Annotated in this window: 26 protein-coding genes and 1 tRNA gene; 21 read left to right on the top strand and 6 right to left on the bottom strand. The window is 45.0% G+C overall.

What is annotated here, in order from left to right; genetic code table 11:
* Positions 1–132 precede the first annotated feature (132 nt).
* On the bottom strand, positions 133–1,140 hold the full coding sequence (locus MMOL_RS06020; RefSeq protein ID WP_015832128.1) for a trypsin-like peptidase domain-containing protein: 1,008 nt from the start codon (positions 1,138–1,140) through the stop codon (positions 133–135).
* A gap of 297 nt (positions 1,141–1,437) precedes the next feature.
* Here MMOL_RS06020 and uvrB point away from each other — a divergent pair, with 297 nt between their 5' ends.
* From uvrB to radA, 8 genes are all read left to right on the top strand, one after another.
* Positions 1,438–3,471, top strand: a complete 2,034-nt coding sequence (uvrB, locus tag MMOL_RS06015; RefSeq protein WP_015832127.1) for an excinuclease ABC subunit UvrB — start codon at positions 1,438–1,440, stop codon at positions 3,469–3,471.
* A gap of 205 nt (positions 3,472–3,676) precedes the next feature.
* A complete protein-coding gene (rpsF, locus tag MMOL_RS06010; protein WP_015832126.1) occupies positions 3,677–4,060 on the top strand; it encodes a 30S ribosomal protein S6 in 384 nt (127 codons plus the stop codon).
* Entirely contained in the window at positions 4,061–4,345 is a 285-nt protein-coding gene (gene priB / locus MMOL_RS06005; RefSeq protein ID WP_015832125.1) for a primosomal replication protein N, read from the top strand.
* 38 nt (positions 4,346–4,383) lie between these two features.
* Entirely contained in the window at positions 4,384–4,617 is a 234-nt protein-coding gene (rpsR, locus tag MMOL_RS06000; RefSeq protein WP_015832124.1) for a 30S ribosomal protein S18, read from the top strand.
* Positions 4,618–4,629: 12 nt separating this feature from the next.
* Positions 4,630–5,079 (top strand): 50S ribosomal protein L9, encoded by a 450-nt coding sequence (rplI, locus tag MMOL_RS05995; RefSeq protein ID WP_015832123.1) that lies wholly within the window; start codon positions 4,630–4,632, stop codon positions 5,077–5,079.
* 213 nt (positions 5,080–5,292) lie between these two features.
* The gene (dnaB, locus tag MMOL_RS05990) at positions 5,293–6,675 is read left to right on the top strand and encodes a replicative DNA helicase (RefSeq protein ID WP_015832122.1); all 1,383 of its coding nucleotides are present in this window, start codon (positions 5,293–5,295) and stop codon (positions 6,673–6,675) included.
* Positions 6,676–6,684: 9 nt separating this feature from the next.
* Positions 6,685–7,770, top strand: coding sequence for an alanine racemase (alr, locus tag MMOL_RS05985; RefSeq protein ID WP_015832121.1), 1,086 nt, complete (start codon positions 6,685–6,687; stop codon positions 7,768–7,770).
* On the top strand, positions 7,770–9,128 hold the full coding sequence (gene radA / locus MMOL_RS05980; RefSeq protein ID WP_015832120.1) for a DNA repair protein RadA: 1,359 nt from the start codon (positions 7,770–7,772) through the stop codon (positions 9,126–9,128). Before alr ends, radA begins: the two co-directional genes overlap by 1 nt.
* A gap of 90 nt (positions 9,129–9,218) precedes the next feature.
* On the opposite strand, the gene hpnE is transcribed toward radA, so the two are convergent.
* The 3 genes from hpnE to hpnC are packed head-to-tail and all read right to left on the bottom strand — an operon-like array spanning position 9,219 to position 12,323.
* The gene (gene hpnE / locus MMOL_RS05975; protein WP_015832119.1) at positions 9,219–10,547 is read right to left on the bottom strand and encodes a hydroxysqualene dehydroxylase HpnE; all 1,329 of its coding nucleotides are present in this window, start codon (positions 10,545–10,547) and stop codon (positions 9,219–9,221) included.
* Positions 10,548–10,576: 29 nt separating this feature from the next.
* On the bottom strand, positions 10,577–11,419 hold the full coding sequence (gene hpnD / locus MMOL_RS05970) for a presqualene diphosphate synthase HpnD (protein ID WP_015832118.1): 843 nt from the start codon (positions 11,417–11,419) through the stop codon (positions 10,577–10,579).
* Positions 11,420–11,450: 31 nt separating this feature from the next.
* Positions 11,451–12,323: a squalene synthase HpnC gene (gene hpnC, locus MMOL_RS05965; protein WP_015832117.1), complete on the bottom strand. Its 873-nt coding sequence runs from the start codon at positions 12,321–12,323 to the stop codon at positions 11,451–11,453.
* A 175-nt stretch (positions 12,324–12,498) separates the two neighbouring features.
* On the opposite strand from hpnC, the gene MMOL_RS05960 reads away from it, so the two are divergent.
* The 5 genes from MMOL_RS05960 to MMOL_RS05940 all read left to right on the top strand — a co-directional run bounded on the left by MMOL_RS05960 (position 12,499) and on the right by MMOL_RS05940 (position 14,687).
* Positions 12,499–13,248 carry an S-methyl-5'-thioinosine phosphorylase gene (locus MMOL_RS05960; RefSeq protein WP_015832116.1) on the top strand — a complete coding sequence of 250 codons (750 nt, stop codon included), beginning with the start codon at positions 12,499–12,501 and terminating at the stop codon, positions 13,246–13,248.
* 49 nt (positions 13,249–13,297) lie between these two features.
* The gene (gene def, locus MMOL_RS05955) at positions 13,298–13,843 is read left to right on the top strand and encodes a peptide deformylase (protein WP_015832115.1); all 546 of its coding nucleotides are present in this window, start codon (positions 13,298–13,300) and stop codon (positions 13,841–13,843) included.
* 46 nt (positions 13,844–13,889) lie between these two features.
* A tRNA-Ser gene (locus tag MMOL_RS05950) sits at positions 13,890–13,979 on the top strand.
* An 82-nt stretch (positions 13,980–14,061) separates the two neighbouring features.
* Complete coding sequence (locus tag MMOL_RS05945; protein WP_015832114.1) at positions 14,062–14,340, top strand: cupin domain-containing protein; 279 nt, start codon at positions 14,062–14,064, stop codon at positions 14,338–14,340.
* Positions 14,341–14,414: 74 nt separating this feature from the next.
* Positions 14,415–14,687 carry a cupin domain-containing protein gene (locus MMOL_RS05940; protein ID WP_015832113.1) on the top strand — a complete coding sequence of 91 codons (273 nt, stop codon included), beginning with the start codon at positions 14,415–14,417 and terminating at the stop codon, positions 14,685–14,687.
* Positions 14,688–14,708: 21 nt separating this feature from the next.
* Here the strand turns inward: MMOL_RS05940 and MMOL_RS05935 are convergent, their stop codons facing one another.
* Entirely contained in the window at positions 14,709–17,327 is a 2,619-nt protein-coding gene (locus tag MMOL_RS05935) for a [protein-PII] uridylyltransferase (protein ID WP_015832112.1), read from the bottom strand.
* Between the two features lie 31 nt (positions 17,328–17,358).
* Entirely contained in the window at positions 17,359–18,174 is an 816-nt protein-coding gene (gene map, locus MMOL_RS05930; RefSeq protein WP_015832111.1) for a type I methionyl aminopeptidase, read from the bottom strand.
* A gap of 227 nt (positions 18,175–18,401) precedes the next feature.
* Between map and MMOL_RS05925 the strand changes: the two genes are divergently transcribed.
* From MMOL_RS05925 to ispC, 8 genes are all read left to right on the top strand, one after another.
* Positions 18,402–19,244, top strand: a complete 843-nt coding sequence (locus MMOL_RS05925; protein WP_015832110.1) for an HDOD domain-containing protein — start codon at positions 18,402–18,404, stop codon at positions 19,242–19,244.
* 229 nt (positions 19,245–19,473) lie between these two features.
* Positions 19,474–20,211: a 30S ribosomal protein S2 gene (gene rpsB, locus MMOL_RS05920; RefSeq protein ID WP_015832109.1), complete on the top strand. Its 738-nt coding sequence runs from the start codon at positions 19,474–19,476 to the stop codon at positions 20,209–20,211.
* A gap of 129 nt (positions 20,212–20,340) precedes the next feature.
* Positions 20,341–21,216 carry a translation elongation factor Ts gene (gene tsf, locus MMOL_RS05915; protein ID WP_015832108.1) on the top strand — a complete coding sequence of 292 codons (876 nt, stop codon included), beginning with the start codon at positions 20,341–20,343 and terminating at the stop codon, positions 21,214–21,216.
* 168 nt (positions 21,217–21,384) lie between these two features.
* Positions 21,385–22,101 carry a UMP kinase gene (gene pyrH, locus MMOL_RS05910; protein WP_015832107.1) on the top strand — a complete coding sequence of 239 codons (717 nt, stop codon included), beginning with the start codon at positions 21,385–21,387 and terminating at the stop codon, positions 22,099–22,101.
* Positions 22,102–22,224: 123 nt separating this feature from the next.
* Positions 22,225–22,782, top strand: coding sequence for a ribosome recycling factor (gene frr / locus MMOL_RS05905; protein ID WP_015832106.1), 558 nt, complete (start codon positions 22,225–22,227; stop codon positions 22,780–22,782).
* A 65-nt stretch (positions 22,783–22,847) separates the two neighbouring features.
* Entirely contained in the window at positions 22,848–23,606 is a 759-nt protein-coding gene (locus MMOL_RS05900; protein ID WP_015832105.1) for an isoprenyl transferase, read from the top strand.
* Between the two features lie 37 nt (positions 23,607–23,643).
* On the top strand, positions 23,644–24,468 hold the full coding sequence (locus MMOL_RS05895) for a phosphatidate cytidylyltransferase (RefSeq protein ID WP_015832104.1): 825 nt from the start codon (positions 23,644–23,646) through the stop codon (positions 24,466–24,468).
* A complete protein-coding gene (ispC, locus tag MMOL_RS05890; RefSeq protein ID WP_015832103.1) occupies positions 24,461–25,714 on the top strand; it encodes a 1-deoxy-D-xylulose-5-phosphate reductoisomerase in 1,254 nt (417 codons plus the stop codon). The genes MMOL_RS05895 and ispC overlap by 8 nt, the downstream gene beginning before the upstream one ends.
* Position 25,715: the final 1 nt, after the last annotated feature.

Raw genomic sequence — 25,715 nt, 5'->3', positions numbered from 1 at the left:
CCGGTTGAATTGCCGCCATTTTACGCACAAATATGTGGATTAGGAATAGCACAGAGTCTAAAAAGTGCAAGAAGACGGCATGCAAATGTATGCCGTCTTGAATTGATTGGCTAGCGATTGAGTTATGCTAGGCTAGCAGTGGATATTGCAACCTAACATTTCACTAAATTCTTTGGCTAGATTTTCATCAATTTTAGCAATGGTCGAGTTGATGGTTGACATGCTGTTTTTATCGCCTTGAGTTTGGGCAATCACCCCTAGCCTAAATAGCGCACTGGTGTTGTTAGCGTCTATCGCTACAGATTTCAAATAAGATTGTTTTGCATCGTCAATTTTATTCAAATGCTCCTGCGCTAATCCGAGCTCAAACCATGCCTCGGTATCTTTGGGGTGAACTTCTGTCCATTTGGTGGCAATCTGCTCCAGTTTTGGCCAGTCCTGGTTAATTTCCGGAATCGCCATTTGCATGAAGAACGGCTTATCGTCGTCCTCGTCTTCCCAAAATGCCTTACCAGTGATAGGAAACTTAGTTTCTGTAGGCAGTTTTTTCAAATCCGCCAGCCACTCTATGGGCAGGGAGTAAAAATAAGCAGGGCGGCCGGGTGTTTTAAACGTATTGATACCCAGCAGATTGCCCTCGGTATCAAACAAGCCGCTACCGCTGGCGCCCATTAAAAACTTTGCGCTACTGCGAATCACTTTGCCGCCATCAAAGTTATAAGTGGTTTTAATAACGCCGGAAGAGGTGATGGGGCTGGGGGTACCGTTAGAGTGGCCAATAGATAGTATTTCTTGTTCTCTTTTAATGTAGTCGCTATTGCCGATAGGCGCAGGTGAAAAAGGGATGTTGGCGGTCACTAAACATAAATCGTGCCTACGATCCGCCTGTACTGATTCAATTTCATAGGCATCTTCACCACGCGTTACCCACGGTGCGCTCGTGCTGCGAAAAATATGACAGTTGGTAATAACCTTGTTTTGCTCAACCACAACACCGGAGCCATATGCTAGTCCGCCACTGCTGTTGTAACCACGTATCATCACGACTGACTGAAGAGATTTAAGCACCTTGGCTTGGTCCAAGGCTAAGGACGTTTGTGTAAAGCTCATTAGTGCTGCAAGCAGAATAAATCCACGCATAAGTGACTCCAAGAGTTAATGGCTGCTTATTGTTAGGTAAGCCCAAATTAAAGTGGACAAGGGTTGGCAGCTTAATGGTTGATCGTTATTTGAATTCCTGCACTTAGCTGGCTAGAGTTTCGCTGGTTAGAGGGCCGTATTGTTATTTCGCTAAGTGACTTTATTTTGTTAAATGACTATGTATCCTCGGCAAAGTTCGCATTAATTTATATTTAAGATAATAGCACCCACATTGTTGGCTGATGTGCTTGGATTTTCTGTTAAAATTTAAGCGTTTATATCCACATAAAGCATAACGTGTTCGTTACCTTCCCTAATAGTAAATATCAATTGCATCAACCATTCCCGCCCGCTGGTGATCAACCGCAGGCTATCGAAAAGCTGACGCAAGGCGTGAATGATGGGCTGAAATTCCAAACTTTGCTTGGAGTGACCGGCTCAGGCAAAACGTTCACCATGGCGAACGTGATTGCGCGTACTGGCAAACCTGCCATTGTGATGGCACCGAATAAAACGTTGGCTGCACAGTTATATAGTGAGTTTCGGGAGTTTTTCCCCAACAACTCGGTTGAGTACTTCGTGAGTTATTACGATTACTACCAGCCTGAAGCCTATGTACCGTCGCGAGACTTGTTCATTGAAAAAGACTCCAGTATTAATGATCACATCGAACAGATGCGCTTATCTGCAACCAAGGCGATGCTGGAACGAGAGGATTGCGTCGTTGTGGCAACGGTTTCTGCCATTTACGGTATCGGTGACCCAAGTGAGTATCATGGCATGGTGCTGCATATTCATTTAGGCCAAAAGATAGGTCAGCGCGATATTGTGGATCACCTTATCCGCATGCAGTATGACCGCAATGACTTTGATTTTGACCGTGGCGCATTCCGTGTGCGTGGCGACGTGATTGATGTATTCCCATCAGAAAACAGCGAAACCGCCGTGCGCATTAGTCTGTTTGATGACGAGATTGACGGCATACAGTTATTTGATCCGCTGACTGGGCAGATATTTAACAAAATCCATAATTTCAGGATATTTCCGTCCAGCCATTATGTAACGGCTCGCGAAGCTACGATTCGTGCCATGGAAACCATCAAGGAAGAGCTACGCGATCGCGTTAACTTCTATATTAAGGAAAACAAATTGGTTGAAGCGCAGCGCGTTGAGCAGCGTACACGCTTTGACTTGGAAATGTTGAATGAGATCGGTTTTTGTAAAGGTATTGAGAATTACAGCCGTCACTTAACAGGTGCAAAACCGGGCGACCCGCCACCCACTCTGATGGATTATTTGCCAGACAGCGCCTTACTTATTATTGATGAGAGCCATGTCACCGTGCCTCAAATAGGCGCCATGTATAAAGGTGACCGTGCACGAAAAGAGAATTTGGTGGATTACGGCTTCAGGTTGCCATCCGCCATGGATAATCGACCGCTCAAATTTGAAGAGTTTGAACGCGTAATGCGCCAGTGCGTGTTTGTTTCTGCCACGCCGGCAGATTATGAAAAGGAGCACCAGCAACAAGTTGTGGAAATGATTGCACGGCCAACAGGGTTGATGGACCCTGAAATTATTGTGAAGCCAGCTGATACCCAAGTTGACGATCTGCTTAGTGAAATCAAAAAACGTGTTGAGCTTGGTGAGCGCGTATTGGCGACCACATTAACTAAGCGCATGTCGGAAGACCTTACCGATTATTTAAGCGAGCATGGCGTGAAAACGCGCTATTTGCACAGCGATATTGATACCGTAGAGCGCGTAGAAATCATTCGAGATTTACGCCTAGGCGAATTTGACGTGCTGGTAGGTATTAACCTGCTACGTGAAGGCTTGGATATTCCTGAGGTGTCTTTGGTAGCAGTGCTGGATGCAGATAAAGAAGGCTTTTTGCGCTCAGAACGCAGCTTGATTCAAACGGCAGGGCGTGCGGCACGTAATTTAAATGGTCAGGTAATCTTTTATGCCAACAGAATCACTCGTAGCATGCAGTTGGCGATGGATGAAACTGAGCGTAGGCGTGGTGTGCAAAAAGCGTTTAATGAGGCGCATGGCATCACACCTAGAGGCGTAAGTAAACGCATCAAGGATATTATTGATGGGGTTTATGATAAAGATGAGGCAGTGCGTGAGCGTAAAGCTATGCAAGATCAGGCTAGCTACGAAGCGCTAAGTGAGAAGCAAATTACCAAAGAAATGAAGCGCCTGGAAAAGGCTATGCATGATGCGGCTAAAAATCTTGAGTTTGAGAAGGCTGCGGACTTTAGAGATCAACTGAAAAAACTCCGGGTTAAATTCTACGGGGCAGAAATGCCAGACCTTGTTTAGCGCAGCCGCACGTGATTCGCACTCAAAAATGTTAACGCATGCAGTTGAATAGCACAAAACAATTGATTTTATTAAATATAATTTGATTAGTCCTACGCTTTTGTCTATAATCCTGCGCTTGCTCGGTAGTGATATCGAGTAGTTTTTGTTTTTTTACCTTGTCACACTGCGTAAAGCAGGTGGCTTTTATCCAAAAGGAGTGTCTATGAGACATTATGAAGTAGTATTTATCGTCCATCCGGACCAAAGCGAGCAAGTGCCAGCGATGATTGAGCGTTACCGCGCACTTATCACCAGCAACGGCGGTGCAATTCACCGTTTGGAAGACTGGGGCCGTCGTCAATTGGCTTATCCAATCCAAAAAATTCACAAAGCACACTACGTGTTAATGAACATTGAATGTAACCAAACAGTGTTAGAAGAATTAGAGCATGGCTTTAAATTCAACGATGCAGTATTGCGTCATCTAACTATGGCTACAAAAACTGCTGTTACTGCACCATCACCAATGATGAAAGAAGAGAAATCTAAGTCAGTGTTGAGTAAAGATGCGGCTCCAGCTGCACCAACAGAGGCAGCTGCTGCTTAATTGAATAAATTGGTGATCCAAGCTGAAGTGGTGCAAATTGAACCGCTTCGCTACACACCAGCAGGCATACCGTTGTTAAGTGTTGTATTGCGACATGTTTCAGAGCAAGTAGAAGCTGGCATGAAGCGCAAAGTAGAGTGTGAAGTTAATGCAGTAGTTTTAGGTAACTTAGCATTAACAGGCTTGAAGTTAGGCGCACAAGTAGTGGCGCAAGGATTTCTAGCTAAGCGCAGTCTTAAAAGCACACAGTTGGTTATGCATATTAATGACATGAAGAGTATGTAAGCAGCGCTTACATAAATTAAAGAATTTAGGAGTTTAAGATGGCAAGAGATATGTACAAACGCCGCCGTTACTGCCGTTTTTCAGCAGAAGGCATCAAAGAAGTAGATTACAAAGATGTTGATCTTTTAAAAGATTTCATCTCAGAAAATGCAAAAATCATCCCAGCACGTATGACGGGTACTAAAGCTCGTTATCAACGTCAATTAACATCAGCAGTTAAACGCGCTCGTTTCTTGGCATTGTTACCATACACTGACAAACACCCAGGCTAAGGAGAGATAAGCATGCAAGTAATTTTATTAGAAAAAGTAGCTAACCTTGGCGTGTTAGGTGATGTTGTTAAAGTTAAAGACGGTTTCGGTCGTAACTTTTTAATCCCACAAGGTAAAGCTAAACGTGCAACAGAAGCTAACAAAGCTGAATTTGCAGCACGTCGCGCTGAATTAGAAAAACAACAAGCTGCAATTTTAGCTGGTGCGCAAGCACGTGGCGAAAAATTAACTGGTTTCGTTGTGTCAATCACACAAAAAGCTGGTGTTGATGGCCGTCTGTTTGGTTCTGTAACCAACGGTGACATCGCTGAAGCTTTAGTTGCACAAGGTCATGAAGTTGCTAAATCATTGGTACGTTTACCAAACGGCCCATTGAAAACAATCGGTGACCACGCAGTGTCAGTAGCATTGCATCATGATGTTGTTGTTGACATCACTGTGACAGTAGTTGCTGAAGCGTAAGCTTTTGCTGCTTTAAAAGAAAGCCGGCCTGATGGTCGGCTTTTTTGTTTTCTACCATCCACTTTTCTTTTAGTCCATTAGCACTTATCACGCTTACTATCTTAAGCTGCGCAACGTAAAGCTTGAGCATCATTGCCTTTACGGCGCCGAATAGTTGATTTTAGATGTTATAAATTATTAGCGAGTTAATCGTGCGCTGATATAATCACGCCTATGGCTGACGAACAATTAGATGCATTTAAAGTACCCCCACATTCTGTAGAAGCAGAGCAATCCGTTATTGGCGGCTTGCTGCTTGAAAATGAAGCACTCGATAAAGTTGCGGATATTCTTAGCGCTAAAGATTTTTATCGCTTTGACCACAAAGTTATTTTTGAGCACATTTCCAGACTGATCGAACACAACAAACCTGCCGACATCGTAACTGTGGCGGAATCTTTGGAAAATGCTGCAGAGCTTTCCGGTGTGGGTGGCATTGCTTACCTAGGATTGCTGGCACAAAACACGCCAACCGCAGCCAACATCCGTCGTTATGCAGAAATCGTGCATGAACGCGCCGTGATGCGCCAATTGGTAGTCGTAGGCTCTGGTATTGCAGAGAGCGCCTACATGCCCAACGGCCGTGATGCGCAGCAGTTGCTGGATGAAGCTGAAGCTAAAATTTTTCAGATTGCTGAGGGCGGCAAGCGCAGCAGTGAAGGTTTTATTGATATTAAAGTGTTACTACCGCAAGTAGCTGATCGTATTGACCAGTTATTCTCACGTGATAATCAATCGGATGTGACGGGTATTCCAACCGGTTTTGCGGATTTGGATTCTATGACTTCAGGCCTACAAGGCGGCGACCTGATTATTGTAGCCGGGCGTCCTTCTATGGGTAAAACCGCTTTCTCACTCAATATCGCTGAGAATGTAGCCTTGGATACAGGCCTGCCAGTCGCCGTGTTCTCTATGGAGATGGGCGGCGCACAGCTCGCAATGCGTATGATAGGCTCAGTAGGGCGTTTGGATCAGCACCGCATGCGTACCGGTAAGTTGGAAGATGAAGACTGGGAAAAGCTCACCACCGCATTGGGTAAACTAAACGAAGCACCTATCTTTATTGATGAGGGTGCAGGCTTAAGCAGCTTTGATGTGCGCGCAAGGGCGCGGAGGTTACACCGCCAAACCGGTAAGCTGGGCTTAATCGTAATCGACTACTTACAGTTGATGGCTGCGCCAGCCGGTAAGCAGGGTGAAAACCGTGCAACCGAAATTTCTGAAATTTCTCGCTCGTTAAAAGCTTTGGCTAAAGAGTTAGATGTGCCGGTGATTGCACTGTCACAGCTTAACCGTGGCTTAGAGCAGCGCCCAGACAAGCGTCCGGTAATGAGTGACTTGCGTGAATCTGGCGCGATTGAGCAGGATGCGGACGTAATCTTGTTTATTTATCGTGATGAAGTCTACAACGCAGATTCCGCAGATAAAGGCACGGCAGAAATTATTATTGGTAAACAGCGTAACGGTCCAATTGGCCGGGTTCGCTTGACCTTCCTTGGTCAACATACGCGCTTTGAGAACTTTGCCGGCAGCGCCCACATGGCAGACGAATACTAGAGCTGTTGCATGCGTCCCATCCTTACCACAGTTTCTCTTAATGCATTACGGCACAATTTGTCCGTTGTGCATAAATTTGCACCGCACTCAAAAATCATGGCAGTGGTTAAAGCCAACGGTTATGGTCACGGCTTAATCAATGTTGCGCATGGCTTGAGTGCCGCAGATGGTTTTGCCGTGCTGGGCATCAATGAAGCCATGGATTTACGCGATGCAGGCTTTCAGCAAACCATTTTATTGTTAGAAGGTGTGTTTTGCGCGCAAGAGCTCAATGTTGCCTCTAATCTAGGCCTTAATGTTGTGATTCATTCACAGCCGCAGCTAGAAATGCTGGAGTCAGCAGTATTAAACAAACCTATGCATGTTCATCTTAAAATGAACAGCGGCATGAATCGCTTAGGCTTCCAGCCAGAGGCGTTTAACCGCGCTTATGAGCGTTTGCTAGCGTGCGAGAATGTTGCCGACATTACGTTGATGACACATTTTGCGACAGCCGATGATGAAACTGGCATTGAACAGCCATATAATCTATTCAAAACTACCACTCAAGGGCTAAATTTGCCCGTATCCCTAGCTAACTCCGCCACGATCTTACGTCACCCTAAAGCGCATGCGGATTGGGTGCGCCCTGGCATTATGCTGTATGGCGCTAGTCCGGTCGGCGACACTGCCGCGGCTACTTATGGATTAATGCCAGCCATGCAGTTCACATCAGAAATTATCGGGGTGCAAGAAGTTAAGGCCGGAGAGACTGTAGGTTATGGTAATCGCTTTACCGCAACTAGGTCTACACGGATAGGTATTGTGGCTTGCGGCTATGCTGATGGTTACCCAAGACATGCAGGCTTAGTGAGTGGTCAGAGTAGCGGTGCGCCAATTGCCGTGGCTGGCCAATTAACTAACACATTAGGCCGTGTTTCTATGGATATGCTGTTTTGTGATTTAACTGATATTCCAAATGCCAATATCGGTTCCCCAGTCGAGCTTTGGGGTAAACAGGTACCGGTAGATGCGGTTGCTGCAGCTTCTGATACCGTAGGCTATGAGCTGTTATGTGCTGTTGCGCCACGCGTACCAATGAAAGTTGTTGACTAATGGCTAAGGCCAAAACCGTTTACACCTGCACAGAGTGCGGTGCTAATGAGCCCAAGTGGCAAGGCCAGTGCCCTAGTTGCCATGCATGGAATACACTAGTTGAAACCATTGCAGAAACGGCCAGCACCAGCCGCTTTGCACCATTGGCTGAAACTGCAGGCTTGCAAAAGTTGGCAGAGGTCGAAGCAGCGGAAGTACCGCGCCAGCCTACAGGCGTCAGTGAGTTTGATCGCGTATTGGGCGGTGGTCTAGTCCCCGGCGGTGTGGTATTAATTGGTGGCGACCCGGGTATCGGTAAATCTACTCTGTTGTTGCAAACCCTGTGTCATATAGGCAGTGCACGTAAGGCTATTTATGTCAGTGGTGAAGAGTCTCCACAGCAGATTGCCATGCGCGCCAAGCGGCTTGGTTTGGACGCTAGTCCAATATCACTGTTGGCAGAAATTAACCTAGAAAAAATTATCAGCACACTGCAAAAGTATAAGCCTGATATAGCGGTAATTGACTCCATTCAAACTGTATATTCAGAGGCATTGCAATCAGCCCCTGGCTCTGTGGCGCAGGTGCGAGAATGCTCCGCACAATTGACACGCTTAGCCAAGCAAGCTGGCATTACGGTGATTCTGGTTGGCCACGTTACCAAAGAGGGCTCGTTAGCAGGCCCACGTGTGCTGGAGCATATTGTAGACACCGTGCTGTATTTCGAAGGTGACCAAAGCTCCAGTTTCCGCCTGATTCGCGCATTTAAAAACAGGTTTGGTGCGGTGAATGAACTGGGTGTATTTGCGATGACCGAAAAAGGTTTGCGCGAAGTTACTAATCCTTCTGCCTTGTTTTTATCTCACCACAGCGAGCAGGTTGCGGGCTCTTGCATTACCGTGACCATGGAAGGTACGCGCCCATTACTAATTGAAATACAAGCACTGGTGGATGAAGCACACGCGCCTAACCCTAAACGCTTGTGTGTGGGCTTGGAGCAAAACCGTTTGGCCATGCTGTTAGCGGTATTGCACCGTCATGCCGGTGTCGCGTGTTTTGATCAAGACGTGTTTATCAATGCAGTGGGCGGCGTTAAAATCTCAGAACCAGCCGTAGATTTGGCTGTGCTACTTTCCATCACTTCTTCATTAAAAAACAAACCATTAGACAATAAACTTATAGTGTTTGGTGAGGTTGGTTTGGCGGGAGAGGTGAGGCCGGTGCAACGCGGTCAAGAGCGCCTGAAAGAAGCTGCCAAGCTTGGCTTTACTAAAGCAATCGTACCTAAAGCGAATGCACCTAAGCAACGTATCGATGGTATTGAGGTGATTGCAGTAGAGCGTTTGGAACAAGCGCTTAACTATGTTAAAAATTATTAGGCTAAGAACTCTTTGCTTAACAACTCGTCACTTTATGTAACAACGCTAGGTGCTTCAACAACGCTCAGCGCTTAAAATCTGCTTAAAAGCTTAAGATGCGTTAGCAATCAAATTGGCGCAATATATGCCGCTTCTTACTGCACCTTCAATCGTAGCTGGATAGCTGGCGTAAGTGTAGTCGCCCGCCAGGTAAAGATTATTCTGTGCTGTTCTATTGGTAGGTCTAGCCAAGTCCGGTAAGCATGCAAAGGTTGCGCGCTTTTCTGCGATTACTTTATGCCATAGCGGCTTAGGCAAGTGGGGGAACACCTGTTTTAGCTCATTTGCCACGCTTAATGCCAGCGCATCTTGTGTCAGCTTTTGATGCGCGCCCTCAGCGCTAACAATCACCGCCAGCAATCCTTTTTCTCCGCATAGCTCACCCCGGTCAAACACCCATTGACTAGTGCTATTGGTCAATCCGGTCATCACTTGCGGCAGTTTAGTTTCGACCGGGTATTGTAAGTACACCGTATAAATAGGCTGGTATTGATAATGATGCGTCTTATCCTGACTCGCCTTGAGTTTCGGTAGTTGCGCCAGCAACTTATCTGTTCTAGCGGGCGAGGTGGCAACAATCACATGGCTAAAATGCAGCATGCCGTGTTTAGTTTCTAAGTGAAAACCGTGATCAGCCTCTACCAGTGAGCGTATTCTATGGTTTAACTTAATGGTGCCGCCTTTTGCTTGTATATAGTGCGCTAGCGGCTGCGAGATGATTTTTGATAGTTCTAGTTTGGGAATCAAAAAATCACTGTTCTTTTTATGCCCACTAAATGTATCGCGCAATACGTTTAAGAATATACGGCTACTCGCTTTTTTGAGCGGTGTATTTAATGCAGCTAAACACAAAGGCTCCCAAAGCATTTGGATTAACTTTCTGCTCTGTTTGTGCTGTTTTAAAAAGCTAGCGAGTGATAAGTCATTGTGAATCTCATAGCCAGATGCTTGCAGATAGCGCATAAACTTTAATGCGGCAATGCGCTCACCGAAAGTCAGACCTTTGCTAAACAAGAAACCAACCAGTAAATTAAGTGGTGCCGGCAAATAATGTGCAGATTTGAGTGAAAGGGTGGCTTTGGTCAAAGCCGACTGCATATTCAACTGTAATGGCAGCCGCAGAAATGCCTCTTCTTCTTTTACGCCAGCTTTTTCCAGCAGAGATAGCGTAGCATTGTAAGCGCCCAACAGTATATGTTGACCATTGTCCAGCAGTTGCAATAAGTCTTTGTTCTCCACTACCACACTACGTGCGCGCCCGCCTAGCTGCGAGCTGGCCTCAAACAGTGTGACAGCATAACCACGTTCGGTTAAAGTCGCCGCCGCGCTTAAGCCAGCACAGCCGCCGCCAATGATTGCAATATGCTGATGTGTATTCAAACGTACTCTCAGTAATCGTTATAAAGTGTTTACGCTAAATGTTTAACCCAGGTACTGAAGGAAATCCACAACTTGCGCAGGGTGCCTAGTGAGATACGTGCATTCAGTACCTTTTCTGCGCCATCTGCCTTTATTTCACGCAGCAATGTGCGGTAAATAGCGGTCATGATCAATCCTACGCGCTGGCTCTTCTTATCCTCGGCAGGTAATTCATGTAGCGCTTTGTCGTAATACGTTTCAGCGCGTTCAATCTGATTTTCTAGCAGTTTTTTTACTGCTTCAGATTCCCGGCTGCGCAAAATATCTTCTTCCGTGATATTAAATCTCGCCAACTCATCCAACGGAATATAAATACGATTACGGCGCGCATCTTCACCAACATCTCTAATAATGTTTGTGAGCTGAAATGCCATACCAAGGTCGTGGGCGAACTTAAGGGTTTTTCTATTTTTAAAGCCAAATATTTGGGCGGAGAGGATACCTACAACGCTTGCAACCCGGTAGCAATACAGCTGTAACTGCTTAAAATCTTCATAACGGTTGAAGTTTAGATCCATCTCCATGCCATCAATAATCTCAAGAAAGTGCTCTTCACTCAGCTGATATTGTTTGATAACAGGCTCTAGCGCTTTGGTAACAGGGTGTATCGGTTTATTTTGATATAAATTGCGTATCTCATCCTTCCACCAGGCCAGTTTGACTTGCGCTACCTTTAACTCAGTACACTCATCTACAACGTCATCCACCTCGCGGCAAAAAGCATATAGCGCAGTTATCGCCTCGCGTTTCTGTTTAGGTAGAAACATAAAGCTATAATAAAAACTGGAGCCGCTTTTTGCAGCTTTTTCTTGGCAATATTGCTTTGGGGTCATATTGAGATGGTCGAAACTGAGTGGTTAATATTTATAGCTTAAGCAATGCTTTGGAGAAAACAATAGCCCAGTCCCAATAATTGAGTTTGGGTCTGCGGTTAAATACGTCGCCATTCACTGCGCTAATTTTATGAATAATGCGTTCGCCGCCAGCAATGACCATGCGCATTTCAAAACCAATACGTCCCCTTAAGATTTTTCCTAATGGCTTGCCTGAGTTAAGCAGGGCATGGACGCGGCGTAAATTAAAATGCATAAACTGCTGCCAGTAGTCATCAATCGGCTGCTTTGCATGCACATAGGCGCCAATTGTTTGCTCGGTGATACCAAAAGCCGCCATTTCATCCTGGCATAAGTAAATGCGCTGTTTACCTTCGTTTTTCTTAAAATCAATGGCAATGTCCTGCAGGAAGTTAATCAGTTGTAATGCAGAACAAATATGATTGGAATATGTAATATTTTCAGGGGTTGCTTGGTGATACAAATGCAATAAGAGGCTGCCGATGGGGTTTGCAGAGCGTGCACAGTAATCAAGCACATCTTCGTAATCGGCGTAGCGCGTTTTAGTTACATCTTGGCTGAATGCATCTAACAAGTCGTAAAATGGGACAAGGGGTAATTTTCTCTCTCGAATCATTTGACCAAGAGTCATAAAAAAAGCAGACTGTGGCTTGATGTAGGCCTGCAACAAATCAAGCTCATCACGAAAGCCAGTAATCAAATTTAGCCGCTGCTCAATAGTCAGATCACCCTCATCGGCAAAATCATCCGCTTGCCTTGCAAAGCTGTAAATTAAGGCAATTGGCTCCCGCAAACTTTCAGGCAAAAAGCATGAAGCAACAGGAAAGTTTTCATAATGGCGGCTGGCTAAGTCGAGGCTTTGCTGGGCCACGGCTACAGACATATCGCTAGACTTTGCGCAAAAATTTACCATGGCGTGAGTATGCCACAAAATCAAATCATTTTTGATGACAACGGTCGCTATTTCTAATGGGCATTTGTTTTACGAGGCGGTAAAATTTTTAAGTAAATAATTAAAGCTTTGTTAGAATGAAAACGTATTTATATAGAAAGCGATTATGTTAGCAATTATTGGCGGCACCGGTCTAACCCAACTGGACAACTTAAATATTAATAGGCGTTTAATTGTACGAACCCCTTATGGTGAGCCGTCGCAACCACTGATCTTCGGTGAGATTTCTGGACGTGAGGTCATCTTTTTAGCGCGTCACGGCAACGGGCATACCATTCCACCGCATGAGGTGAATTACCGCGCCAATATTGCCGCACTACACTTGCAAGGGGTCACAGAAATTGCGGCCATTGCAACGGTAGGGGGTATACATCCGGATTTGTCTGCCGGCAAGATTGTGATTCCGCACCAAATCATTGATTACACCTACGGCAGGAAAACAACTTTCCATGATGGCATTAGCAACCCTGTGAAACATATTGATTTTACCGAGCCATATTGCCAAACCTTACGCGAAAAGTGGAAAAATGCTGCAATTGCAGTAGGTGAAGAAGTAGTTGATCACGGTGTGTACGCTGCTACGCAAGGCCCTAGACTGGAAACGGCTGCTGAAATTAACCGTCTGGAGCGCGATGGTGCAACCGTCGTCGGCATGACTGGTATGCCAGAAGCGGCACTGGCGCGTGAATTAGGTATTAGCTATGCAACGATTTGCCCTGTGGCCAATTACGCAGCTGGCCGTGGCGATAATTTACATGAAATTAAATATGAGGAAGTCATCTCTAATTTAAATCTCACCATGGTACGTGTGCGCAATATTATTGCGCAGTTGGTTAAGCAAAATGGGCATCACTAACAATAGCGCATCCCACTGATAATATTTGTATAAGATTTAAGGTAATTTTATGGCAATTGGAGCTGTATTGAGAATGGGCGAGCCATGCTTGCTGGCAAAAGCTGAACCTGTGGCGCAATTTAATACTGCCGAATTGCATCAGCTCATTCAAGATTTAGAAGATACTATGCAACATATGAACGGGGCAGGCATCGCTGCTCCGCAAATTGGCGTAAGTCTTAGGGTGGTTATTTTTGGGCAGAAAGAGCCAGCAGCTGTTAATCCGCGCTATCCGGATGCCGATGCGGTACCTTATACTGTGCTCATCAACCCTAAATTAACATTAATTGGCGATAAAATTGAAAATGATTGGGAAGGGTGCTTGTCAGTTCCCGGAATGCGAGGTATAGTGCCGCGTCATCTGAAATTGCACTACACAGGGTTTGATCAGTACGGCAATAAAGTCGATAGATTAGTCAGCGGCTTTCATGCACGAGTGGTTCAGCATGAGTGTGATCACTTAGATGGTGTTTTATATCCGATGCGGATAAGAGATTTAAAAGATTTTGGATATTCTGATGTTTTTTTTCCAAATCAGGATGTTCAAGATGATTAATTTGTTGTTATAATGCTGACCTCGTAACGCAAGTAACGATTTAGATGGAAGAGTGGCAGAGCGGTTTAATGCTACAGTCTTGAAAACTGTCGTGGGTGCAAGCCCACCGTGAGTTCGAATCTCACCTCTTCCGCCAAGAATTTTAAGCCGCTTAAATTTACAGTTAAGCGGCTTTGTTTTTTAAACGTTAGTATCATCACATTATCCTAGGAATGAACATGACTCAAATCATCGTAGATCACAACCCATCAGAAGAGAAATTGAAACAATTAGGCGTATCAAGCTGGTCTATCTGGGATTGCGCTCCTTCTAAATTCCCACTTAACTTTGATTCAGCAACTGAAAGCGCATACGTGCTTGAAGGTGAAATCCACGTAACACCACAAGGTGGCGAAACTGTTGTGATCAAGGCTGGTGATTTCGTTGTGTTCCCTAAAGGTTTGAAATCAAACTGGGAAGTAACTAAACAACTGAAAAAACACTACAAGCATTCATAATTGCAATTTAGTGAATAAAGCTTAAAATAAAGCCTCGATTCGTCGGGGCTTTTTTTATTGCTAAGGAGTTTGGAATGAGTAAAATCATCGTAGAAAAACCTAGTGCTGACCAGCTGGCATCTTTAGGTGTAAAAAGTTGGCCGACTTGGTCAAAAGAGGTATCACAGTTCCCTTGGCGCTTTAGCACACAGGAAATTGCCTATATCTTAGAAGGTGAGGTGACCGTGCAGCCAGCGGATGGCGAGCCCGTAAGCTTTACCGTAGGTGACTTAGTGACTTTCCCAGCAGGATTGTCTTGTGTTTGGCATGTTAAAAAGCCACTTAGAAAACACTATCAGCTTGGTTAGGGAGCGTAACCGTCCCTTAGCTTAAATTTCATCAAGCAAGGCCATTTGTAATGCGTTGATACGATTAAAATCAAGACACTCGCCATTTTGGTCGGAGATTAAAAACGTATCTTCAGCGCGGTTGCCTAGCGTATTGATTTTCGCGTTGTGTAGCTTGATGTTGTATTTCAAGAGCTGCTGCGCTAGCGTAGCGAGCAAGCCTGGTCTGTCATTGGCAATAATATCTAACCGGTGGTTATTATTTTCCACTTCTTTGATAATGGTGATTTGTGCCTGAATTGGCATGTGCTTCACTTGGCGACTAACGCGACCTTTCAGCGGCGACTCTAGCTGATAGTGGTCGTTGAGTTGGTTAGCCAGCTCCAACTCAATAAACTTCAACAAACCACTGTAACTCACAGACTTGCCCGATTGATCCAAAATAATGAAGCTATTTAACGCGTAATTATGTTGGGTGGTGAAGATTTTGGCTTCAACAATGCCATAACCCATGCGGTCAAAGAAGTTGCAGATTCTTGCAAATAAGTCATTCTTGTCTTTGATATAAATCATGACCTGAATGCCATCGCCATGCGGGCTGAGCCTTGCACGCACGATAGGGTTCTCGCTATAGAGGTGAGGCGTTAATAAGCGGCTATGCCATGCAATTTCATCGCTTTCATGGCGCACAAAATAGTGCTCGCCAAACTGTATCCAAAGTGGCTCGTAAGCGTGTTCGCTTAAGCCAAATCTGCTCAGCTTTTCTGCCGCCTCTTTAACTCGGCGCTGTATAGTTTGTTTGGCATGGAAGCTTGGGTCTGACAGCGCATGATTGGTGGCAGAATACAGGCATTCCAACAACCTAGCTTTCCATGCGTTCCATACTACCGGACTGGTTCCGCGAATGTCAGCCACGGTTAGTAGATATAAAGCATTTAACCTACGTTTATTCTCTACAAAGTCCGCAAATGATTCAATCACACTAGGGTCTGATAGATCGGTTTTTTGGGCAACGGATGACATTTTCAAATGCGCTGCTACTAACCACGCAACTAATGCACAATCTGCTTTAGATAAATGGTGTAACTTACAGAATTTAAACGCATCTACCGTGCCCAGTGTGGAGTGATCACCGCCACGTCCTTTGGCAATATCGTGGAATAATGCAGCTATATAAAGCAAATGTGGCGCATCGAACTCTGCGAATATCTGACTACAAAGCGGAAACTCATGCTTGAGCTCAGGTTTGGCAAAGCGGCGCAAATTCGCCAATACATTCAGAATATGCTCGTCTACGGTATAGACATGAAACAAATCATGCTGCATTTGGCCGACAATCTTACCAAAAGCCGGAATATAACTGCCCAGTATCCCATAGCGGTTCATGGCACGTAGCGCACGATTAACGCCACTGGGCTGGGAAAGTATGTCGATAAAGGTCTTTTTATTGTTAGCGTTATGTCTAAAGTCTTTATTGACCAATGGTTTAACGCGCTGCAGAGTGCGCAGTAGTGTGGCGCCCATGCCTGATAGTTCAGGGTGTTGCTGTAGCAGCAAGAAGGCTTCAAAGATTGCGGCAGGATGTTGTTGCAGCAAGTTTGCGGTTCTTGCCTCCAGCAAGTCATTACGCGCTTCAAACTGCTCATTAAGGACGCGGATGGCAGGCGGCGTAGCGACAATAATTTCCTCTAATAACTTCAGCACAATCTCGTTCATCAACTCAATGAACTTTACGCTTCGGTAATAGCTTTGCATCAGTTGCTCACTGGCTCGCCTACGCGGTGTATTAGTGTAACCTAATGTCGCTGCTAAATCGTTTTGAAAGTCAAACAGCAGGCGGTCTTCACGCCGGCTACTTAGAAAATGTAAGTGGGTACGTAGTAGCTGTAACTTTTTTTCATGGTGACGAATACGCCTTGCTTCCGCCACTGAGATAATTTGCTCTTTTGCTAGCGCGGACCAAGGGTTAGCTGCTGAAAGCTGCTGGTTTTTAACCTGCAAGCTGCGCGCTATCCAGATGATCATGTGTAAATCACGCAAGCCGCCAGGGCTTTCTTTGAGGTTAGGCTCCAAGTTGTATGCGGTGTCGTTAAACTTCGAGTGACGTAACTCCTGCTCTTGTAGCTTTGCCTTCAAAAAGTCAATTGGGCTGAGATTCTTGGCAATGCTTGCCAAAAAGTCTTGGTACATATTGCCGCTACCCGTTAGCAAACGTGATTCAAGCACATTGGTTTGCACCGTGATGTCTTTTTGCGCTTCGGTGATGCACTCATCCAGATTGCGCACACTGTGTCCAATGTTCAAACCCAAGTCCCACATGAGTCCAATCAGATTTTCAATGCTTTGGTTTAACGCACGATTTTCTTGTGGCTCGTTTGGAATTAAAACTAACAGGTCAATATCGGAGTAGGGGTAAAGTTCACCACGACCATAGCCACCAACAGCAATAAGGCAGCAGGCTGGATCAATATGTAAATCTGACCAAAGTTCTATAAGCAGATGGTCAATAAATTTGCAATGCTGTTTAAATAGGCGAGTGGTGTTGGGTTGAAGATTAAAATCTTCTTTTAATGCCAAGAATTGCTTTTTTAAGTTAGCACGTAAAAAAGCAATTCTTTCTTTTGAAACTTCGATGGATTCTATCTTGTTATCTAGTTGCATACTGCACCATCGTTCACTGATCAATCTGGCATTAAGTACTTGATGAATTGGTAATAAAAGCTGGTGGTGGCGGTGAGCCTGCCGACAGCGTCATCACTTCATAGCCTGTATCCGTCACTAAAATGGTGTGTTCCCACTGTGCAGATAAGCTACGATCTTTAGTCACGATAGTCCAGCCGTCCGGCATTTGCTTAATATCACGCTTGCCTGCATTAATCATGGGTTCAATCGTAAACATCATGCCGGCTTGCAGCTTAAGCCCGGCGCCAGGTCTGCCATAGTGCAGCACTTGTGGCTCTTCATGAAACACAGTGCCTATACCATGGCCACAAAACTCGCGCACAACGCTATAACCGCTTTTCTCGGCAAACGTTTGTATGGCAAAACCGATATCACCCAATGTTGCGCCAGGCTTCACTTTGTTGATACCTAGCCACATGGCTTGATAAGTGATATCGCACAGGCGCTTTGCTTGTATTGAGGTTTCACCCACATGAAACATACGGCTAGTATCGCCGTGGTAGCCATCTTTGATCACGGTAATATCAATGTTGACAATGTCACCATTTTTGAGGACTTTATCACTCGGCACACCGTGACAAATCTGCTGGTTAATAGAAGTGCAAATTGATTTCGGGTACGGCTTATGCCCATCCGGTGCGTAATTTAATGGTGCTGGGATTGCCTTCTGCACATCTACGATATAGTCATGACACAGCTTATCTAGCGCTTCCGTTGTTACGCCATGCACTACATAGGGGGTGATGAAATCCAGCACTTCAGAGGCTAGCCTGCCTGCGATGCGCATCTTTTCAATATCTTGTTGATTTTTAATTGAGATTGCCATGAGTTTTGTTGAATGTTGCTAATGTGTCATTTTATCATAGCATATCTACGCATACGCAATGCGGCATCTATCAATTTGCAAGCTATGAGTATTTTACACCACATAGTGAGGTTTATATTTTGAGCGGATTACAGAGACCACCGATCAATAGCCTTTAATTTTTTATAGATTTTGTTTCAGATTGAAAATCTAACATGTAATATAGCCAAGAAAAAGGAGATTGGCGCATGGCAGCGATACCGGTAGACTTGGCAGCAAGAGATTTAAATGCGTGGGTGAATTTTCTAAGAACCGCAGAAATTCCTGTGCTAAAGCAAACTGCACGCGAAATCGGGCGCCTGAAAGAAGACGAAGACAATCTGAGCGCGCGAGCCATCACTAATGTGGTGCTGAATGACCCGATGATGGTTTTCAAAGTGTTAAGTTACGCCCAAAAGCACAAATCGCGCAGTCAGCTGCAAGATCTGGCGCAAGTCGAGCAGGCCATCATGATGATGGGTACCGGTACTTTTTTTAGAAACATCCCCCCTGTACCACTAGTTGAAGATGCGCTAAAAACCAACTTAACAGCGCTCATGCAGCTGCTCAAGCTGATTAAACGCGCACATCGGGCCGCCAACTTCGCCGTTGAATGGGCTGCGCATTTAAATGACTTGCATGCAGAGGAGGTGCTGATAGCTGCATTGTTGCACGACTTATCAGAGATGTTGATGTGGTGTTATGCTCCAGAAAAGATGAATCATATTCATAATTTTCAAGCTGCTGACAAAACCTTGCGCAGCAAGGCGGTGCAGCAGGAGGTGTTGGGCTTTATTCTGCATGACTTACAAGTGCAATTGGTGGAAGTTTTTCAATTACCACCGCTGCTGGGCAAGTTGATGCAAGACGGTGCCTCAGGCGAACAGCGCGTCAAGAACGTTACGCTTGCGGTCAATTTGGCAAGGCACTCAGCTAACGGCTGGGATGATGCAGCACTGCCGGACGATTACCGCGATATAGCTGAGCTATTACGCTTGGATGTGGATAGGGTGATGCGTGTAGTGGGTGTGCCTGATGCACCGCAATCTTAAAAACAATGCACATGATTAAAACATTGTGAGCTTTAAAAAATACCAACTAAAGTCTAGCAAACTCAGCCACTTGGTGTTATTATCCCGCCTTTGCATTTTCTTGCAAAAACATTCGCCATTAATTGGTGAGTGACTAATTTACATACAACCCATTCTAGGGTGCTTGGATTTGTATCTGGGTGTTTCTGGTGTTGTGTGAATTGATAACCCTTTAGAAGAGAGATTTAACATGTCTGTTACCATGCGTCAAATGCTGGAAGCTGGAGTTCACTTCGGCCATCAAACTCGTTACTGGAACCCAAAAATGGCACCGTTCATTTTCGGTGACCGCAACAAAATTCATATTGTAAACCTTGAAAAAACATTGCCAATGTTTGAAGATGCACTTAAACACGTGCGTACATTGGCTGCAAACAAGGGTCGTATTTTATTCGTAGGTACAAAACGCCAAGCTCGTGACATCGTTAAAGAAGAAGCGACTCGTGCTGGTTGTGCTTATGTAAACCACCGTTGGTTAGGCGGTATGTTAACTAACTTTAAAACTGTTAAACAATCTATCAAACGCTTGCAAGATTTTGAAGTAATGTTGCAAGACGGTAGCTTGGACAAGTTCGGTAAAAAAGAAGCACTAGGCTACAAACGTGAAGTTGAAAAACTAGAGCGTTCTATCGGTGGCATTAAAGAAATGGGTGGCTTGCCAGACGCGATTTTCATCATTGACGTTGGCCATGAAAGTGGTGCGATTACTGAAGCTGCTAAATTAGGCATTCCAGTGATTGGTGTTGTTGATACAAACAACTCACCAGACGGTGTTGCTTACGTAATTCCTGGTAACGATGACTCTAGCCGTGCAATTCGCTTGTACGCTCGTGGTATCGCTGATGCGGTATTGGAAGGTCGTAGCTCAGTAATTACTGAAATTGTTAAATCAGCTAGCGAAGAAGCTGCTGAGACTGCTGCAGAATAATTATCTCTGCTTAAAAAAGGGGCTTCAGGCCCCTTTTTGATTTTGACAGTTTAAATATAAAAAAATACAACCAAATCAAACTATTAATTTGCATTTTTAATGCAAGTTGTGAATATTAAGGAGCTTAAAATGGCTGAAATTACCGCAAGCATGGTAAAAGAATTACGTGAGCGCACCGATGCGCCTATGATGGACTGTAAAAAAGCATTGACCGAAGCTGAAGGCGATATGACACGTGCAGAAGAAATCTTGCGCGTACGTTTTGGTAACAAAGCAAGTAAAGCTGCTGGCCGTGTTGCTGCTGAAGGTACTGTTGGTATCAGCATCAGTGCTGATGGTAAATCTGGCGCGATGGTTGAAGTTAACTCTGAAACAGACTTCTGTGCTAAAAACGAAGACTTCTTGAAATATGTAAACGAATTAGCTGGCGTGATTGCTGCTAGTGCTGCAAGCGACATCGCTGAAGTTGGTGCACTTGCAATGAGCGGTTCAACAGCTGAAGAAACTCGTGCACAATTGGTTGGTAAAATTGGTGAGAACATCACGCCACGTCGTTTCGTTCGCCCAGCAGTTCAAGGTAAATTAACAAGCTATGTTCACGGTAGCCGTATCGGTGTTTTAGTTGACATCGTTGGTGGTGATGACGCTTTAGCTAAAGATATTGCGATGCACATTGCTGCAGCAAAACCAAAATCATTAGATGCTTCTGGTATTGATGCAAGTCTGATCGAAGCTGAGCGTCGCGTAGCTATCGAAAAAGCAAAAGAAGCTGGTAAGCCTGAAGCAATGTTAGAAAAAATTGCAGATGGTACTGTGCAAAAATTCTTGAAAGAAGTTACGCTATTAAGCCAAGTGTTTGTTAAAGACGACAAATTCACGATTGAGCAATTGCTTAAATCAAAAGGTGCAACGGTCGCTTCTTTCACAATGTACACCGTTGGTGAAGGCATTGAAAAAGCTGTTGTTGATTACGCAGCAGAGGTTGCGGCAGCAGCTAAAGTGTAATTAACGATAAGGCTAACAGCCTTTGAAAATTAAAATGGATTAAGCAGTTTGCTTAGTCCATTTTTTTAATAAAAATAAGCATGCAAATTGCGTTTCTGTGGGTTAATTTTGTGCCTAAGACCGTTATTTTATGCTTAAATAAGCAAACTTAAAATTTGAGGAGTCCTCGTGTCTGCACCAGCTTATAAGCGCATTTTACTTAAACTTTCTGGCGAGGCCTTAATGGGCGATGATGCTTACGGCATCAACCGCGCAACCATCACTAGAATTGTGAGTGAAGTCAAAGAAGTAGTAGATTTAGGCGTGCAAGTTGCAGTGGTCATTGGTGGTGGCAATATCTTTCGTGGCGTAGCACCGGCCGCAGAGGGTATGGATAGAGCAACCGCTGACTACATGGGTATGTTGGCAACTGTGATGAACGCGATGGCATTACAAGATGCAATGAAAAATATTGGCCTTAATGCGCGCGTGCAATCTGCATTAAGCATTGAGCAAGTAGCTGAGCCGTATATCCGTGGTAAAGCGATTCGCTACCTGGAAGAAGGGCGTGTTGTAATTTTTGGTGCAGGTACCGGCAACCCATTCTTTACCACTGATACTGCTGCTGCACTACGCGGCATGGAAATTAATGCCGAAATCGTCATTAAAGCGACCAAGGTTGACGGTGTTTACACGGATGACCCGAAAACCAACCCTGAAGCGATGCGCTACAAAACCATCAGTTTTGATGAGGCTATCACTAAAAACCTGAAAGTAATGGACGCTACTGCATTAACCTTATGTCGCGACCAGAAACTACCTATCTCTGTGTTCAGCATCTTTAAGCAAGGTGCACTGAAAAAAGTGATCATGGGTGAAGACGAAGGTACGATGGTATTGCCGTAATAGACTAATTGCCATATGTAGCTCAGTACACATATGGCAACTTTTATAGATGTAACATTGATTACAGAGTAAAAATTGATAAATAAATCAGCTTGAAGCGTTTAAGCTGAGTTGGAGAAATAAATGTTAGAAGATGTGAAAAAAAATGCCGACCTAAAAATGCAGAAGTCATTAGAGGCGTTAAAAAATGACTTGGCTAAAGTTCGTACTGGCCGTGCACACGTTGGTTTATTAGATCACGTGATGGTTGAGTATTACGGCTCTATGGTAGCGGTGAATCAGGTTGCCAACGTTAACTTGGGCGATGCACGTACCATCAACGTACAACCTTATGAGAAAAACATGATCGCTAAAGTAGAAAAAGCGATTCGTGACAGTGATTTAGGCTTAAATCCAGCAACCAATGGCGACTTGATTCGCGTGCCAATGCCGATGTTGACTGAAGAGCGTCGTCGCGATTTAACTAAAATCGTGCGTACAGAAGGTGAGGGCGCTAAAGTAGCTATCCGCAACGTACGCCGTGACGCGAATGATGCCCTTAAAAAACTGGTGAAAGATAAAGCTATCTCAGAAGATGACGAGCGTCGTGCACAAGATGAGGTGCAAAAATCAACAGACAAAGCGGTTGCTGAAGTTGATAAAATGTTGCAAGTAAAAGAAGCAGACTTGATGGCAGTTTAATCGCATATATGGTGAATGCATTGACATATATTAACTGCAATTTCCTTGTGCACTTGGGGCGTTAATTGGCTTTATTCTCAAGTGCTACACAGCGTGTACCTCCGGTTGCCGAGGTGCCTAAGCATGTCGCGGTGATCATGGATGGTAATGGACGTTGGGCGCGCAAGCGATTTTTACCACGTATCGCCGGTCATAAACGCGGTGTAGAAACCGTACGTGACATAGTAAAGCAATGTATTGAACTTAAAGTGGAGTATCTCACTTTATTTGCTTTCAGTAGTGAAAACTGGCGCCGCCCACCAGAAGAGGTGTCTTTCTTGATGTCCTTATTCATGGAAGCGCTTAAGCGTGAAGTGAATAAGCTGCATCAGAACAACATTAAGCTCATCATGATTGGCGACCGTAGCCGTTTTGATAGCAGTCTCATTGAAAAGATTGAAGCATCAGAACAGCTGACAGCAAACAACACAGGTTTGGTGTTAACGATTGCCGCTAACTACGGTGGCCGCTGGGATGTGCTGCAAGCCGTGAATAAAATGCAAAAGGCTCAACCTGAACTGTCTGGCGCTTACGATGAAGCCCATCTTACGCCTTATTTGTCGATGAACTATGCGCCTGAGCCAGATTTATTTATACGCACCGGCGGTGAAAAACGCATCAGCAATTTTCTGTTGTGGCAATTAGCTTATACCGAACTCTATTTCACAGACACATTGTGGCCAGACTTTAATGAAGCTGCATTTAAAGCGGCAATTCAATCTTATCAGCAACGTGAGCGCCGTTTTGGGCGCACTAGCGAACAACTCACAGAGCCGCCTCGCTGAAGCTCACTCAAACTCTAATTAATATAATGATCTAAAAATGCTAAGAACCCGAGTGATTACCGCAGTATTGTTGGTTACAGGTCTGTTATTGACTGTATTTTTAGCGTCTAAACCAGTATGGGCAATAGTAATGCTTGGCATCTCTCTGCTTGCCGTCACTGAGTGGTCGCATCTGATTAAGCTGAGTCGTACGCAATCTGTCGTTTATGTGGTGATCGCTGCAATCACTGGCATTGGCTTGCTATCGTTGCCATACACTGCGTTGGCGTCATATCAGTCCCATATTCAACTTAGCCTATTAAGCCTTTCTGCATTATTTTGGCTTGTCATAGCGCCTGCATGGTTAAAGCAGCGCAAATCTTGCCAACATCGCTTTATGATGTGTGTTCTAGGCGCTGTGCTTATTTTCGCCACATGGGTCGCATTTGTAGAACTTCGCACAATCAACCCCTGGCTGTTAATCGGCGCAATCGCTACGGTAAGCTTGGCAGACAGCGCTGCATATTTCGCGGGAAAACGCTTTGGTCGTCGTAAATTAGCACCCAATATCAGCCCAGGCAAAACATGGGAAGGTGTGTTGGGCGCACTTGCGGCTGTGACCGTGTATGGCAGCTTGCTTTGCTATTACCAACAAATTAGCCTGTGGTTAGTTGTAGCCTTATGGTTGGTAGTTTTATTTAGCGTTATGGGTGACTTGGTAGAGTCTTTAATGAAGCGCCAAGCTGGATTAAAAGATAGCGGTCAATTGTTGCCTGGGCATGGTGGAATCCTAGATAGGATTGATGGCTTTATTCCAACATTGCCGATGATTTTGCTTGCTATCTCTCTTTTACATTTCTCAGGATTTAACGTGCATGGTTAGTGTGTCATCAGTTGATAATGTGGACTTAAACACACAAGGTAAGGTACAGCAGGTAACGATACTTGGCGCAACTGGCACAATCGGCACACAAACTTTAGATGTGATTAGCCAACACCCTGAGCGCTTTGGTGTGTTTGCGTTAACAGCCAGCACTAATGTAGAGGGCTTATTTGATTTATGCATCAAGTATCAACCTCGCTATGCCGTATTGTTATCGGCAAGTGCAGCCTCAGCATTGGCGGACAAACTTAAAAGCGCAGGAGTGGCAACCACTGTATTGCAGGGGGAAACAGCACTTAGCGAGGTTGCCTCGCACCAAGACGTTGATGTTGTCATGGCAGCAATTGTGGGCGCGGCGGGTTTGCACCCAGCGATGGCGGCAGCAAAAGCCGGCAAGCGTATTCTATTGGCTAACAAAGAAACCTTGGTGATGGCAGGCAACTTGTTTATGCAGGCAGTCATTGATGGCGGTGCAACATTGCTTCCTATCGACAGTGAACATAACGCAATTTTTCAAGTCATGCCATACCAGCGTACTCCATATCAGCAAACCAGAGTATTGGCAGACATGGGGGTGAAACGTATTCTGCTCACAGCATCTGGCGGTCCATTCCGCAACGCCAGCATAGAGCAGTTGCATAATGTAACACGCGCACAAGCCTTAAACCACCCAAACTGGGTGATGGGCCCTAAAATCACCATAGACTCAGCAACCATGATGAATAAAGGGCTAGAAGTGATTGAGGCACATTGGCTGTTCAATGCAAGTTCTGCACAAATTGAAGTGGTTGTGCATCCGCAAAGCGTTATACACTCCATGGTTGAGTATAACGATGGTAGCGTACTGGCTCAGTTGGGCAATCCTGATATGCGTACGCCAATTGCTTATGGTTTAGGTTACCCAGACCGTTTAGTGAGCGGAGTTAGCAGCTTGGATTTATTAAAGATAGGGCGCCTGGACTTTTGCGCACCAGACCAAAGTAAGTTTCCTTGCTTGCGCCTAGCCTATGAGGCTCTAGATATCGGCGGTACTGCACCAGCCATTCTTAATGCAGCGAATGAAATCGCAGTTGAGGCGTTTCTTGCTGATCAGATAGGCTTTATGGAGATACCAGCATTGATTGATTCTGTATTAAGCAAATCTAATATCGAGGCGGTGACTTCGATACCGCAACTGGTGGATGTAGATGCTACCGCCAGACGCGCAGCAAAGCAGTGGTTAAGTACCTTATCTGTTGCCCATTAAT

Source organism: Methylotenera mobilis JLW8, assembly GCF_000023705.1.
GTDB lineage: Bacteria > Pseudomonadota > Gammaproteobacteria > Burkholderiales > Methylophilaceae > Methylotenera > Methylotenera mobilis.
The sequence above is the reverse complement of the archived record's forward strand: the minus strand, read 5'-3'. Positions and strand labels throughout refer to the sequence as shown.

Excerpts from the sequence above, each read along its gene's own strand:
- dnaB (WP_015832122.1), top strand. The coding sequence starts at position 5,293 with ATGGCTGACGAACAATTAGATGCATTTAAAGTACCCCCACATTCTGTA.
- radA (WP_015832120.1), top strand. The coding sequence starts at position 7,770 with ATGGCTAAGGCCAAAACCGTTTACACCTGCACAGAGTGCGGTGCTAAT.
- MMOL_RS05895 (WP_015832104.1), top strand. The coding sequence starts at position 23,644 with ATGCTAAGAACCCGAGTGATTACCGCAGTATTGTTGGTTACAGGTCTG.
- rpsR (WP_015832124.1), top strand. The coding sequence starts at position 4,384 with ATGGCAAGAGATATGTACAAACGCCGCCGTTACTGCCGTTTTTCAGCA.
- rpsF (WP_015832126.1), top strand. The coding sequence starts at position 3,677 with ATGAGACATTATGAAGTAGTATTTATCGTCCATCCGGACCAAAGCGAG.
- hpnD (WP_015832118.1), bottom strand. The coding sequence starts at position 11,419 with ATGACCCCAAAGCAATATTGCCAAGAAAAAGCTGCAAAAAGCGGCTCC.
- hpnC (WP_015832117.1), bottom strand. The coding sequence starts at position 12,323 with ATGTCTGTAGCCGTGGCCCAGCAAAGCCTCGACTTAGCCAGCCGCCAT.
- alr (WP_015832121.1), top strand. The coding sequence starts at position 6,685 with ATGCGTCCCATCCTTACCACAGTTTCTCTTAATGCATTACGGCACAAT.
- MMOL_RS05940 (WP_015832113.1), top strand. The coding sequence starts at position 14,415 with ATGAGTAAAATCATCGTAGAAAAACCTAGTGCTGACCAGCTGGCATCT.
- MMOL_RS05945 (WP_015832114.1), top strand. The coding sequence starts at position 14,062 with ATGACTCAAATCATCGTAGATCACAACCCATCAGAAGAGAAATTGAAA.
- rpsB (WP_015832109.1), top strand. The coding sequence starts at position 19,474 with ATGTCTGTTACCATGCGTCAAATGCTGGAAGCTGGAGTTCACTTCGGC.
- MMOL_RS05960 (WP_015832116.1), top strand. The coding sequence starts at position 12,499 with ATGTTAGCAATTATTGGCGGCACCGGTCTAACCCAACTGGACAACTTA.
- MMOL_RS05925 (WP_015832110.1), top strand. The coding sequence starts at position 18,402 with ATGGCAGCGATACCGGTAGACTTGGCAGCAAGAGATTTAAATGCGTGG.
- rplI (WP_015832123.1), top strand. The coding sequence starts at position 4,630 with ATGCAAGTAATTTTATTAGAAAAAGTAGCTAACCTTGGCGTGTTAGGT.
- MMOL_RS05935 (WP_015832112.1), bottom strand. The coding sequence starts at position 17,327 with ATGCAACTAGATAACAAGATAGAATCCATCGAAGTTTCAAAAGAAAGA.
- frr (WP_015832106.1), top strand. The coding sequence starts at position 22,225 with ATGTTAGAAGATGTGAAAAAAAATGCCGACCTAAAAATGCAGAAGTCA.
- ispC (WP_015832103.1), top strand. The coding sequence starts at position 24,461 with ATGGTTAGTGTGTCATCAGTTGATAATGTGGACTTAAACACACAAGGT.
- def (WP_015832115.1), top strand. The coding sequence starts at position 13,298 with ATGGCAATTGGAGCTGTATTGAGAATGGGCGAGCCATGCTTGCTGGCA.
- map (WP_015832111.1), bottom strand. The coding sequence starts at position 18,174 with ATGGCAATCTCAATTAAAAATCAACAAGATATTGAAAAGATGCGCATC.
- MMOL_RS06020 (WP_015832128.1), bottom strand. The coding sequence starts at position 1,140 with ATGCGTGGATTTATTCTGCTTGCAGCACTAATGAGCTTTACACAAACG.
- tsf (WP_015832108.1), top strand. The coding sequence starts at position 20,341 with ATGGCTGAAATTACCGCAAGCATGGTAAAAGAATTACGTGAGCGCACC.